Here is a 12,656-nt window from a genome sequence, read left to right as displayed (position 1 = left end):
CCGGACCGACGACTCTGGATGTCGCCCGCTGACCTTTTTTGCATGATGAAGGAGACCCATATCATGACTACCGCCACTGTTTCCAATGAAGACTTTCTGGCCACAGTTGCCGAAAAATCCGATGGTGCTGCCTTACGCGGCGATTACAAACTGGCTGATGCACAATATGTTGTGCATCAAAATTGGGATACCTACACCGAAGAAGAGCACGAGCTCTGGCGCAAGCTGTACCAACGCCAGGAAGCCTTGTTGCCGGGTCGTGCCTGCCAGGAGTTTATCGAAGCGCTGCATAAGATGGATGCCGCGCATGGCATCCCTGATTTTGAGCAGACCTCCGCAGAATTATTCAAAGCCACCGGCTGGCGCATCGTTGCCGTACCGGGCCTGATACCCGAATTCACTTTTTTTGAACACCTGGCGAATCGCCGTTTTCCGGTCACGGTCTGGCTGCGCACACCGGAAGAATTCAACTATATCGTTGAGCCTGACGTATTCCATGATTACTTCGGTCATGTACCGATGTTATTCAATCCGGTGTTTGCCGACTACATGCAGTTGTATGGCAAAGGCGGCTTGAAAGCCATGGATTTAGGCGGTCTCGATTATCTGGCACGGCTGTATTGGTACACGGTCGAATTCGGCCTGATCAACACACCGGAAGGTCTGCGCATCTACGGCGCGGGCATTTTGTCATCCGGCGGCGAAGTCGAATATTGCCTGAAACCAGGCACCGGTTCGCGCCACCTTCATCTCGACGTACAACGCTGCCTGCGCACCTTGTACAAAATCGATTCGTATCAGGAAAGCTATTTTGTGATCAACAGCTTCCAGGAATTATTCGATGGAACGGCACCGGATTTTGCGCCGTACTATGAGAAGCTGAAGCAATTGGACGCGCTGCCGGCGAATAGTTTATTGCCTGGAGAAGTTGAACTTATAGGCTAAAACAAACCATCCGATTAAAAGCATACCGCTCAAAAAGCAGTATGCTTTTTTTCATGCGAAACACATGTCATTCCGTGTGGGATCAAGCCGTAATCTCTTACGAACCAGGCTCCAGAATATCCACTGCCAGCCTGTGCGCTAAAAAATTGACCAGTGCTGCAACACGCGGTGCAATGGCCTCTTGTTTGTAAAATACAGCCCAAACCGGTTGCGCCCATGGCAATGTCTGTGCCTCTAAAACCGGCACTAAACGACCGGCGGCAACATCATTCTGCGTCAAGAACTCGGCGAGGCAGACGATACCTGCCCCGGCTATTCCCAAGTGGCGTAAAGTTTCCCCGCTCGATGCAGTGATCATCGGCGTCACCGTCAACCCGGCGCCACCTGCCTGTGGCAATGGCCAGATGTTCAGTGATGCCGGCGCAGAAAAACCGAGTAATCGATGAGCTGAAAGCTGGTCTATGTTATTCGGGATACCTTGACTAGCCAGATAAGCCGGTGACGCCAATACTCTTAAACGGCTCTCCCCGAGCTTTCTGGCATGAAGTGTGGAATCAGCCAGCGGGCCGATACGAATCGCCAGATCGGCGCGCTCTTCAATCAGATCAATCACCGTTTCACCGCTAGTCAGCTCCAGTCGCACCAAGGGATACGCATCAAGAAAATCCGCGACCAAAGGCGCAATCAGATGATTCAATGCGGGCGTCGCTGCATTCACACGAATCAGGCCGGAAGGCTGAGCCAGGCGGGCGCTTAATTGTTGTTCCGTATCTTCCAAGTCCGACAGAATTTTTCTGGCACGGATCAACAGCCATGCTCCCTCCTCCGTCAAATCCAGACGGCGCGTTGTGCGAGTCATCAGGGTCATGCCAAGCTGCGACTCCAGGCGTGAAATCGTTCTGCTGACACCCGATGGGGTTTGCCCTAGCCGGTCGGCAGCGGCTGAAAACGATCCTGTATCTATGACTGCGACAAAACCAATCAGCGACTCCACAGTTAGCATTAGTGACTCCTAGTCAAAAATGTATTGTAGCGCCGATGGTTTTTCTTTGTTGGCGTAAAGCGCAAACTGCGACGCATCCGGGAACTTTAAGCGGTCCCGTCTTTTATCTTCACAGGAGAATTACATGCCTCTCGCACTTTGGGCGCTGACTCTCAGCGCTTTTGCTATCGGAACGACCGAATTTGTGATTGTCGGCCTGATCCCCACTATCGCCAACAGCCTGGTGGTCTCGGTTCCCTCCGCAGGTTTACTGGTGAGTCTGTATGCGCTCGGCGTAGCGATTGGTGCGCCGGTCTTGACCGCATTGACCGGTCGCGTACCGCGCAAACAATTGTTATTGGGTTTGATGGCCTTATTCACTGTCGGGAATGTAGTCGCATGGATGGCACCGAGTTATGAGGCATTGATGGCGGCGCGGGTACTGACCGGGTTAGCGCACGGCGTATTTTTCTCGATTGGATCGACCATTGCTACCAGCCTGGTACCAAAAGAAAAAGCCGCCAGCGCCATTGCCCTGATGTTTTCCGGTCTCACCGTCGCTTTGGTAACCGGTGTGCCACTAGGCACTTTCATCGGTCAGCACTTTGGCTGGCAGGCGACCTTTTTGGCGGTATCACTGCTGGGAGTGATTGCGTTTATCGGCAGTTTGATTCTGGTACCGAACAATATCGCTAACAGCAAACCGGCATCCTTGCTGACCCAGTTAGCCGTGCTGAAAAAGCCGCGCCTGTTATTGGTCTATGCCATGACTGCGCTCGGTTACGGCGGATCGTTTATTGCCTTCACTTACCTTGCACCAATATTGCAGGAAATATCCGGCTTCTCCGCTGGCAGCGTCAGCCTGGTGATGTTGGTGTATGGTGTATCGGTCGCATTCGGCAATATCTGGGGCGGCAAGCTGGCGGATAAAAAAGGCCCCATCCGTGCGCTGCAAATCGTCTTCCTCTTGCTGGCGCTCGTGTTGTTTGCACTCACTTTTACCGCGTCTCACATCTGGTTAGCTCTGACCACCGTATTGGTATGGGGGGCAGTCGCTTTCGGCAATGTGCCGGGTCTGCAGGTCTATGTAGTACAACGGGCTGAACGCGATACGCCGCAGGCAGTGGATGTCGCATCCGGCCTGAATATAGCGGCATTCAATGTTGGTATTGCCGGTGGCGCCTGGGGCGGCGGACTGATCGTCGCCCACATCGGTTTAATGGCGACGCCGTGGATTGGTGCGGTAGTTGTGCTCGGCGCACTTGCCTTAACTAGCTTGGCTGGTAGATTGGATCGCTTAGAACATTGCGATCGCCCCCAAAAATCGACGAGGACAGTAACGGCCTAATGCTCAGGTATATTGCGTAACAGACTTGAACAGAACAACAATATTCTCAACGATACGGCATCGATTAATGCCGATAATCCGGCAACATCAATACACGCTTGGTATACCCGGCGGCCTGGTTTTAAAGCGCTTATGCGCCCAAAAATATTCTGCCGGCGCTTTCAGTATTTCCGTTTCGATATACGCATTCATGAAGCGCGTGGCGGCGACCATGTCGTCGCCCGGGTAATTCTCCCAAGGCTGGTGGAAGCTGACTTTCCAGCCCTGGTAATTCGGCAGCATGGTGGCGATCACCGGGATCACTTTGGCGTTCGTGGTGGCAGCGATTCTGGCGACTGCCGTCAAGGTAGCGGCGGGTACGCCGAAGAAGGGGATGAACTCGGCATCTTTGGCACCGAAATCCATGTCCGGCAGCATGAAGAACGGCAGGCCGTCACGCATCGCGCGGATGATGGGCTTGACGCCTTCGGCACGTGAGAATAACTTCACCGGACGAAAACGCGAGCGACCTTTGCGTAAAGCCTGATCAAACACTTTGCTGCGTTGCTCGGTATAGATCGAACACAAAGACGATTCCAGCATCACCGCAACACCGGCGACATCGAGGCTGACGAAGTGCGGACATAGTAGAATCGTCGGCCCCTCCTGAATACTCGCCAGGGGTACGGCGGGATCGATCCGGATCAATTTCTTCAAGCGTTTTTCTGAACCCCACCACAGGATGCCGCGCTCCAGCACGCTGCGGGTATACGCCTGAAAATGCTGGCGCGCGAGCTGGACGCGTTGTGCTTCGCTGAGCTGCGGCAAGCACAGGCGCAAATTCGTCAGCGTGATGTGACGGCGCGATTTGATGACGCGAAACAGCAGGCTGCCAACGGCATCGCCAAAGCGTCCCAGCACCGGCAAAGGCAACCAGTGCAAGACCCACATAAAGCCCAGAACGAATCTCATGTGCGGTCCTTCGGTGAATCGGCAGATGCCACCGGCGCGGCGACGCCATGCGGAATTTTGTAGCGGTTATAACTCCAGAAATATTGCGCCGGTTTGCGTGCAATGAGTTTTTCCATCGCGCGGTTAATCGCTTCCGCCTGTTGCGTCGCATCGTCGCCCCATACTTCGTCAAAAGCGACGAAGCGCACGATATATCCACGGCCATACGGCAAACGCTCGGCATACGTCAGGATCAAAGGCGCAGCCGTCATGGCATGCAACTTGGCTGAGAGCGTCATGGTATAAGCCGGTTTGCCAAAAAATCCGGCCCAGACACCTTCGCCTTCTTGCGGCACCTGATCGGGTAAAAGGCCAATCGCCTCACCCTTTTTCAAGGCTTTAGCCATGCTCCTGACGCCGGATAAATTCGCCGGTGCAAGGATCAGGTTGTCACGCGCTCTGGCCCCTTCTATCAAGGGCTTCAAGGCCGCTTTGCGCGGTGGACGATACAGCGCAGTCAAGCGGGTCTTGGCGGCAATCGCCTGGGCAATAATTTCAAAACAGCCCAAATGAGGCGTCAACAGAATCACGCCTTTTTTAGCATCGAGCGCTGCCTGCACCAGTTCCCAATTTTCTATCGTTGCGGTGCGCAATACCCGTTCCGGTTTGGCACACCAGATAAAGGGTAATTCCATGATGTTTTTGCCAGCCTCGCGTACCGCTGAAGCAGTGTCGGCGGCGAAGCCAGCGCGACCGATATTCTCTTGCAAGCGGCGGCGATAAGAACCCGATGCCAGATAGACAAGCCAACCCAGGCTTGCGCCGATGGCATGCAAGACAGGTAATGAAAAAATCGACAGGAAGCGAAATAAGGCAACGAGCATGATGCATCTCAACTCTGAGAGGGAAATTAAGTCCAGAAAATTAGTGGGATTCGACACGAGCTCAAGAAGAAGCGTAAAATATCACACAATGAGTAAAGGCTATTGCAAAATTAAGCTGGCCAGGCGCGCCGACGAAGGCAGTACGCACTGCACGGCAAGCCGGTGCAACAACACCAGATTAAATTTGCAATAGCTTTTATGCAGGAACCGCCGAGTTAACAGACAACTTGCGAGGCGGTATATAAATTCCGCTAAAGCGTCGCAGGTTCTCTTTCCGACTGCGGCATGTTTAATACGGTCAATTTTTACAAGGAGCCTGCGATGGCTAATGATTTTCTCTTCACCTCCGAATCGGTCTCTGAAGGACATCCCGACAAAGTCGCCGATCAAATTTCCGACGCCATTCTGGATGCCATTCTCGAACAGGATCCGCGTTCCCGCGTGGCGGCCGAAACCCTGACCAATACCGGTCTGGTGGTATTGGCAGGTGAAATCACCACCAATGCCCACGTCGACTATATCCAGGTTGCGCGCGACACCATCAAGCGCATCGGCTACGACAATACCGAGTACGGCATCGACTACAAAGGTTGCGCGGTGCTGGTGGCGTATGACAAACAATCCAACGATATCGCGCAAGGCGTCGATCATGCATCGGACGATCACCTGAATACCGGTGCCGGCGATCAGGGCCTGATGTTCGGTTATGCCTGCGACGAAACGCCGGAGCTGATGCCGGCGCCGATCTACTATGCGCACCGCCTGGTAGAGCGTCAGGCGCAATTGCGCAAGGACGGTCGCCTGCCTTTCCTGCGGCCCGATGCCAAGAGCCAGGTCACCATGCGTTATGTCGACGGCAAGCCGCACAGCATCGATACCGTGGTGCTGTCGACCCAGCACAGCCCGGAACAAAGCGATGGCCAGCATATGAAGCCCAGCTTCATCGAAGCCGTGATTGAAGAAATCATCAAACCGGTATTGCCAAAAGACTGGCTGAAAGATACCAAGTACCTGATCAATCCAACCGGCCGCTTCGTGATCGGCGGTCCGCAAGGCGATTGCGGCTTGACCGGCCGCAAGATCATTGTCGATACCTACGGCGGCGCTTGCCCGCATGGCGGCGGCGCTTTCTCCGGCAAGGACCCTACCAAAGTCGATCGTTCGGCAGCCTATGCGGCGCGTTATGTGGCGAAAAATATCGTCGCCGCCGGCCTGGCAAAACAATGCCAGATCCAGGTCGCGTATGCGATTGGCGTAGCGCGTCCGATGAACGTGACGGTGTACACCGAAGGTACAGGCGTGATCCCGGATGAACAAATCGCCGCCCTGGTGAATGACTATTTTGACTTGCGTCCAAAAGGCATCATCCAGATGCTGGATCTGCTGCGTCCGATTTATTCCAAGACCGCAGCGTATGGTCACTTCGGTCGTGAAGAGCCTGAATTCACCTGGGAACGCACTGACAAAGCCGTGTTGTTACGCAAGGCCGCAGGACTCTAAGCTATCGGGAATGTCTAACAACCCCGTACTCGAACGCATCGCGTCCTTACAAAGCCTCGCCGTACCGACCGGCGAACTCTGCCTGGCGCTGCATCTCGATTAAAGGGTTTTTAGAAGTTCCCTGTTTGTTTAAATCTATGTTTGAATAATATTTATACCTGCCTGAATATGGACTGAAGCATGCAATGCCGGGCCCCGTTGTTGTGTAGTGTGATACCTGTCAAATCCGCGCGCCTTGCATGTTTTGGTCTTGCCGTAATCATGTCGGTCTCGGGCTGGTCGCACCAGGCGCTCGCGGCCACCTCTGCAATATCCGCCCAGGCAGCCAAACCCATCACCGACTGGTGCACACCGCTGGTCGCACGTTTGCCAAAAATCTCCGGTACCGATTGCCGCAATAGCCAAGTGCAACCGGCTGGCGCCTTATCCGCCAATGGCTTCCCGATACTGGTACGCGATATCGCCGCCGATCCGCGCCGCAAGCAGGCGTTGAAAGTGCTGCTGCTCGGCGGCATCCACGGCGACGAACAAACCGCATCCGCGATTGTGTTCAAGTGGATCGAGGTCATGCAAAAACCAGCAACGCAGGAATTCCAATGGAAGATCGCCCCCATCGTCAATCCCGATGGTTTGCTGGCCGCCAAACCGATGCGCGTGAATGCCCGCGGTGTCGATCTGAACCGCAATTTTCCGACGCCGAACTGGCAACAGGATGCGCCGCGCTATTGGGCCAACACCACGCGCAGCGATCCGCGTCGTTTTCCCGGCAAGGCACCGGTTTCCGAACCCGAAAGCCGCTGGGTATACGACACCATAGAACAATTCAAACCCGACGTGATCATCTCGGTACATGCGCCATTCGGCGTACTTGACTTCGACGGCCCCGTCACGCCGCCGCGCCGTTTCGGCCGGCTGATCTACAACCGTGTCGGCGTGTACCCGGGATCACTCGGCAACTACAGCGGCCTGCATAAAGATATTCCGGTTGTCACCATCGAATTACCGAATGCCACCGTGCTGCCGCCCGACGCCGAAGTGCAACGCATCTGGCAAGACATGCTGGGCTGGATCAGACGCAATGTGTCTGCGCAAGCCAAATTGGCGCAGCGTTGATTCATACTGCAAATCAGGATATGTGAAAAATACGACTATGTCGGCTCCGCCCACATGCGTAGCAAGTTGTGATAATTGCCGGTCAGTTGCAGCACCGCCTGTGTATCTGCGCCGCTTGCGCCAAGTTGCTGAATACTGGTATGAGACTAAATAGCAAAACACGCTGAGCATCCTCCCTGACCATACTCTGCCCCCAGAAAAACGAGGCCAGCCGTGCGCCGGACCACCGAGACGCAGCGAAAAGCAAAAGGATAGGTTTCATGGGATGCTGATATATTAAAACGAAGCCGCAAGCTGGATGCGCCTGTTGGCGCGAAATGCCTCTGCAAGCCGCATCCAGCCTGCGGGTTCAATGTCAACTGCGGCAAGCAGCTTGTCGTTTTGCGCAAATTCTATATTGCCAGTCAACTTACCTGCACGTATCAGCGAATCTGCTGGCAAATCCACGCTAAATTCTGTCTTTTGCCTAAACGCAAAACTTAGTTTCGATCCTGGCCTTAAATCACGACGCATGATCGGCGAGGTCCGATTTAGAATCATGCTGCAATCTCCTACCCCGATGCAGGCGAACTGCAAACCTATGTCAGCAATGAACTTAATTATGCTGCGGCAGGTCAATCTGCAGTTCGGGATGAATGCCCATGGACACTGACGCACCTCATAAAAAAACCTGCGCAAGGCACCGCGCTCGACAATAAGGACAAGAATGAAACGCCAAACACATACCCAAATGCTAGCCGCCTTGCTATTGCTGAGTGCCATCGGCAATGCCGTCGCACAAACTGCCACCACCGCGGCCGACCCGCAGCAATGGCTGGAAGACGTGACCGGTGAAAAAGCCCTGGATTGGGTCAAGGCACGCAACCAGATCACCCGCAGCAAGCTCGATACCGATCCGGCCTTTTTAAAATTGCGTAGCGACCTGCAAGTCGTGCTCGACTCCAAAGACCGGATTCCCGGCATCCGCAAGATGGGCAATTACTATTACAACTTCTGGATGGATGCCGAGCATCCGCGCGGCCTGTGGCGCAAAACCACGCTCGATGAATACCGCAAGGCGCAACCCAAATGGGAACCGGTACTCGATGTCGACGCCCTGGCAAAAACAGAAAACGAAAATTGGGTATTCAAAAATAGTATCTGCCGCCACCCTGTCTACGACCGCTGCCTGATCGAACTGTCGCGCGGCGGTGCCGATGCCGTGGTCATGCGTGAATTTGACCTGACCACCCAAAGCTTCGTCAAAGACGGTTTCAGCCTGCCGGAAGCCAAGATGAACCTCGACTGGCGCGACCGGGACACGCTGTTTGTCGCCACCGATTTTGGCGCCGGCACGCTGACCGATTCCGGCTATGCGCGCATCGTCAAGGAATGGAAGCGTGGCACACCGCTGAGTGCAGCAAAAGTCCTGCTCGAAGGCGAAAAAACTGATATGGCGATCTCTGCGCACAGCAGCGACCATGACGGCATTCATCATGAACTGGTCGGGCGTCAAATCACGTTTTATTCTTCAGAACAATTTCTGAAAGAAGGCGACAAACTGACTAAACTCGATGTGCCCAGCCATTCCAGCGTCAGTTTTTTTGGTAAGCAATTCGTCGTCACGCCGCGTGAGGCATGGACCACCGGCGGCAAGACCTATGCGCCGGGCAGCATGTTAGCGATGGATTTTGATGCATATAAAAAAGGCGAACGCAATTTCACGGTCCTGTTTGAACCCAGCGACAGCACCTCGTTGACCGGCGCGGCTTACACCAAACATTATGTGCTGGTGCAATCGCTGAACAATGTCAAGAGCAATCTGCATGAATGGAAACTGGACAACGGCAAATGGATCTCGCGCCAGGTCGCCTTGCCGACCATGGGCGCGGTTGGGGTGAGTGCTGTGGATGCCGATAATTCGGATGACTACCTGCTGAGTTATTCAGATTATCTGACTCCCAGCGTCTACATTCTGGCGCATGCGGGCAACGATCGGCGTGAGTCGCTTAAATCCGCGCCGGGCTTCTTTGACGCCTCACCGTATGAGACTACACAGCAGTTTGCGACCTCCAGAGACGGCACCAAAGTCCCCTACTTTCTGGTGAAACGCAAAGACGTCAAATACGATGGCAATAACCCCACGCTGTTGTATGGCTACGGCGGTTTTGAAATTTCCCTGACGCCGTCCTACTCGGGCGGCATCGGCAAATCCTGGCTGGAAAAAGGCGGCGTGTATGTGGTGGCGAATATCCGTGGCGGCGGCGAATTCGGCCCGCGCTGGCATCAGGCGGCGCTCAAGGAAAATCGCCAGCGTGCCTATGATGATTTTGCCGCAGTCGCTGCTGATCTGATCGCCAGCAAAATCACCAGCCCGCAGCACCTGGGCGCAATGGGCGGCAGCAATGGCGGCTTGTTGGCTGGCGTGGCGCTGACCCAGCATCCGGAATTGTTCAACGCGGTAGTCAGCCAAGTACCGCTGCTGGACATGCAGCGCTATAACAAATTACTGGCAGGTGCATCCTGGATGGGTGAATATGGCAATCCAGACATCGCAGCGGAATGGGATTACATCTCGCGCTATTCGCCGTATCAAAACGTCAAGGCCGGCGTCAAATACCCGAACGTCCTGTTCATCACCTCGACCCGCGACGACCGTGTACATCCGGGTCACGCGCGCAAGATGGCAGCGAAAATGCTGAGCCAGGATCACCAGAATGTCTGGTACTACGAGAATATCGAAGGCGGTCACGGCGGCGCCGCGAATAATGCGCAAAGGGCGGATATGTCGGCCATCACGTATTCGTTTTTGTGGAATATGCTGAAACGCGATAATGCCGATGTGGTGATCGCACGTTAAGCGCTGCGCCTGCTTGACACATCCGCTGGTCAGTCTGCCCTCCTCCGCAAGCGGGAGGGATTGTCAGCGGGGATTGGGCAAGCTTAAAAACGAAACCGCACTGTTTGTGCGGCTTACAGAGGCATTTCGTGCCAACAGGCGCATCCAGATTGCGGCTTCGTTTTAAGCCAATCCCTCTTGCCTTTTCTGTGCGTCTGCGTGTCTCGGTGGCGAGGGGTTGGGGGTTTGGTTTTTTGCGTCAGTCCTGATAAATCAAATGCTGTATCATCACTGGCTCCGATCACGGCTGATCCTGGCGACCAAGAGTAGTACCGTGATATCAAAACACCATAGCAATTACCGAAGTCATAAGACACCGACATGAGTTTGTACCAGCTGCTTGCCCAATTTATCCGCAATCACAAACGCCATTACCTTGCCGCTGCCGCGATGCTGTTCTCGGTAGCAGTGTTAACTGTATTAATCCCGCGTAAAGTCGGTGCAGTGATCGATGCCATGGTCGCCCATCATCTGGATCAGCGCGGACTGGCAATCCAGCTAGCTGAGCTGGTCTTGATGGGGGTTGCGATTTACTTTTTGCGCGTCGGCTGGCGCATGCAGTTATTTGCCGCCTCCTACCAGCTCGGGGTGCAATTACGCACTCGTTTATATCAACGCCTGAGCTTGCAAGGCGCACCGTTTTTTCAGCAGCAACGTACCGGCGACCTGATGGCGCTGGGCACCAATGATGCCGATGCGATTGAGCTGGCGTCGGGTGAAGCCATGCTGGCAGGATTTGACGGCAGCATGACTTTCGTACTGGTGATCGGCATGATGCTATTGGGGGTCGACTGGCGACTCGCGCTGGTTGCCTTGTTGCCCTTCCCGTTTATGGGATGGGCGTTTAAAACGATTACCCATCATGTGCACGATGCATCGCGCGACTCACTCGATCGCTTTAGCAAGCTCAATGAGCAGGTGCAAGAGACCCTGGCAGGGGTGCGGACTTTACGCGCGCTGGGGCTGGAGCAGCGCAGCGCGGCGCAATTCGCCGAACTCGCCGAGCGCGCTGCCGACGCCAGCCTGAGCGCCCAGCGCTGGGAAGCTGCCTACGAACCCGCGGTAGGAATTGCCTTGACCTCCGCCGGCGCTTTGACATTGTGCATGGGCGGCTATCTGGTCTGGCATGGGGAGATGACGATCGGTACGCTGACCAGCTTCACCATGTATCTCGGTCAATTGATCTGGCCCATGTTTGCCGCCGGCTGGGTATTGTCCTTGCTGGAACGAGGCAAAGCCGCCTGGAACCGCCTGCAGCCGGTGTTGGCGCAGGAACTGAGTATCCAGGATCACGGCCAGATCACCGCGTTGCCGCATGGCAGTTTGCAGTTCGGGCAAGTCAGTTTCTCTTACCCCGGGCAACAGGCGCTTGCACTGGACCAGGTATCGTTCACTTTAGATGAAGGTAAAACTCTGGGCATCGTCGGACACACGGGATCGGGCAAATCCACCATCATCCGCCTTCTGTTACGTCAATACGATACGACTCAGGGGAGTTTGCTATGGGGCAAAGAAGCGGTATCGAACTACCGCTTGCATAGCCTGCGTTCTGCGATCAATTGGGTCGCGCAAGAACCATTTTTATTTTCGGCATCGATTGCCAATAACATCGCGCTCGGCAATCCTGAGGCGACCCGCGAACAGATTATGCATGCCGCCAGATTGGCCGCGGTGCATGAGGATATTGTGCGCTTCCCGCAGGGCTACGACACGCCGGTCGGGGAACGTGGCGTCACGCTGTCCGGCGGCCAGCGTCAGCGTGTTGCGATTGCCCGCGCCTTGCTGACCGACAGCCCCTTGCTGCTGCTCGATGATGCCTTATCCGCCGTCGACACCGATACCGAAACCCGCATCCTGCAACATCTGCACGAATTGCGCCAACAGCGCAAGGAACGCAGTGCCATCATCGTCAGTCACCGGCTCAGCGCGGTGGCCGATGCCGATCATATTCTGGTCTTGCGTGACGGTCGCATGATTGAACAAGGCTCGCACAACGAGTTGCTGGAACATGCTGGCTGGTATGCCTCGCAATGGCGCTATCAGCAACTGGAGGCAAGTCTCGATGCAGCCTGAGTT

At 55.0% G+C, this 12,656-nt stretch carries 10 protein-coding genes and 1 pseudogene; 6 read left to right on the top strand and 5 right to left on the bottom strand.

All coding sequences use genetic code 11. The annotated features are described in order from the left end of the window. Nucleotides 1-63: 63 nt before the first annotated feature. The gene (phhA, locus tag LPB67_RS00375; RefSeq protein ID WP_262835064.1) at nt 64-945 is read left to right on the top strand and encodes a phenylalanine 4-monooxygenase; all 882 of its coding nucleotides are present in this window, start codon (nt 64-66) and stop codon (nt 943-945) included. 97 nt (nt 946-1,042) lie between these two features. Here phhA and LPB67_RS00370 read toward each other — a convergent pair whose 3' ends face one another. Then, on the bottom strand, nt 1,043-1,948 hold the full coding sequence (locus LPB67_RS00370) for a LysR substrate-binding domain-containing protein (protein ID WP_262835063.1): 906 nt from the start codon (nt 1,946-1,948) through the stop codon (nt 1,043-1,045). 124 nt (nt 1,949-2,072) lie between these two features. On the opposite strand from LPB67_RS00370, the gene LPB67_RS00365 reads away from it, so the two are divergent. Then, the gene (locus LPB67_RS00365) at nt 2,073-3,275 is read left to right on the top strand and encodes an MFS transporter (RefSeq protein ID WP_262835062.1); all 1,203 of its coding nucleotides are present in this window, start codon (nt 2,073-2,075) and stop codon (nt 3,273-3,275) included. 87 nt (nt 3,276-3,362) lie between these two features. On the opposite strand, the gene LPB67_RS00360 is transcribed toward LPB67_RS00365, so the two are convergent. Then, complete coding sequence (locus LPB67_RS00360) at nt 3,363-4,226, bottom strand: lipid A biosynthesis acyltransferase (protein WP_262835061.1); 864 nt, start codon at nt 4,224-4,226, stop codon at nt 3,363-3,365. Next, nucleotides 4,223-5,089 (bottom strand): lysophospholipid acyltransferase family protein, encoded by an 867-nt coding sequence (locus LPB67_RS00355; RefSeq protein ID WP_262835059.1) that lies wholly within the window; start codon nt 5,087-5,089, stop codon nt 4,223-4,225. Before LPB67_RS00355 ends, LPB67_RS00360 begins: the two co-directional genes overlap by 4 nt. A 321-nt stretch (nt 5,090-5,410) precedes the next feature. Between LPB67_RS00355 and metK the strand changes: the two genes are divergently transcribed. Next, complete coding sequence (gene metK, locus LPB67_RS00350; RefSeq protein ID WP_262835058.1) at nt 5,411-6,589, top strand: methionine adenosyltransferase; 1,179 nt, start codon at nt 5,411-5,413, stop codon at nt 6,587-6,589. Nucleotides 6,590-6,850: 261 nt separating this feature from the next. Further along, on the top strand, nt 6,851-7,702 hold the full coding sequence (locus LPB67_RS00345) for a M14 family zinc carboxypeptidase (protein WP_262835057.1): 852 nt from the start codon (nt 6,851-6,853) through the stop codon (nt 7,700-7,702). 35 nt (nt 7,703-7,737) lie between these two features. On the opposite strand, the pseudogene LPB67_RS00340 reads toward LPB67_RS00345, so the two are convergent. Next, nucleotides 7,738-7,922 (bottom strand): annotated as a pseudogene (locus LPB67_RS00340) (PKHD-type hydroxylase); the annotation flags it as partial. Nucleotides 7,923-7,978: 56 nt separating this feature from the next. Next, complete coding sequence (locus LPB67_RS00335; protein WP_262835056.1) at nt 7,979-8,242, bottom strand: hypothetical protein; 264 nt, start codon at nt 8,240-8,242, stop codon at nt 7,979-7,981. A 166-nt stretch (nt 8,243-8,408) separates the two neighbouring features. On the opposite strand from LPB67_RS00335, the gene LPB67_RS00330 reads away from it, so the two are divergent. Together LPB67_RS00330 and LPB67_RS00325 are read left to right on the top strand one after the other, a co-directional pair. Beyond that, nucleotides 8,409-10,541, top strand: coding sequence for a prolyl oligopeptidase family serine peptidase (locus tag LPB67_RS00330; protein WP_262835055.1), 2,133 nt, complete (start codon nt 8,409-8,411; stop codon nt 10,539-10,541). 360 nt (nt 10,542-10,901) lie between these two features. Next, nucleotides 10,902-12,653, top strand: a complete 1,752-nt coding sequence (locus LPB67_RS00325) for an ABC transporter ATP-binding protein (RefSeq protein WP_262835054.1) — start codon at nt 10,902-10,904, stop codon at nt 12,651-12,653. Nucleotides 12,654-12,656: the final 3 nt, after the last annotated feature.

Origin of the sequence: Undibacterium sp. Jales W-56, assembly GCF_025548535.1 — a bacterium.
Lineage (GTDB): Bacteria > Pseudomonadota > Gammaproteobacteria > Burkholderiales > Burkholderiaceae_D > Undibacterium.
The sequence above is the reverse complement of the archived record's forward strand: the minus strand, read 5'-3'. Positions and strand labels throughout refer to the sequence as shown.

Bases quoted from the DNA above. Each gene is read 5' to 3' on its own strand.
- phhA (WP_262835064.1), top strand. From the start codon at position 64: ATGACTACCGCCACTGTTTCCAATGAAGACTTTCTGGCCACAGTTGCC.
- LPB67_RS00370 (WP_262835063.1), bottom strand. From the start codon at position 1,948: ATGCTAACTGTGGAGTCGCTGATTGGTTTTGTCGCAGTCATAGATACA.
- LPB67_RS00365 (WP_262835062.1), top strand. From the start codon at position 2,073: ATGCCTCTCGCACTTTGGGCGCTGACTCTCAGCGCTTTTGCTATCGGA.
- LPB67_RS00360 (WP_262835061.1), bottom strand. From the start codon at position 4,226: ATGAGATTCGTTCTGGGCTTTATGTGGGTCTTGCACTGGTTGCCTTTG.
- LPB67_RS00355 (WP_262835059.1), bottom strand. From the start codon at position 5,089: ATGCTCGTTGCCTTATTTCGCTTCCTGTCGATTTTTTCATTACCTGTC.
- metK (WP_262835058.1), top strand. From the start codon at position 5,411: ATGGCTAATGATTTTCTCTTCACCTCCGAATCGGTCTCTGAAGGACAT.
- LPB67_RS00345 (WP_262835057.1), top strand. From the start codon at position 6,851: ATGTCGGTCTCGGGCTGGTCGCACCAGGCGCTCGCGGCCACCTCTGCA.
- LPB67_RS00335 (WP_262835056.1), bottom strand. From the start codon at position 8,242: ATGATTCTAAATCGGACCTCGCCGATCATGCGTCGTGATTTAAGGCCA.
- LPB67_RS00330 (WP_262835055.1), top strand. From the start codon at position 8,409: ATGAAACGCCAAACACATACCCAAATGCTAGCCGCCTTGCTATTGCTG.
- LPB67_RS00325 (WP_262835054.1), top strand. From the start codon at position 10,902: ATGAGTTTGTACCAGCTGCTTGCCCAATTTATCCGCAATCACAAACGC.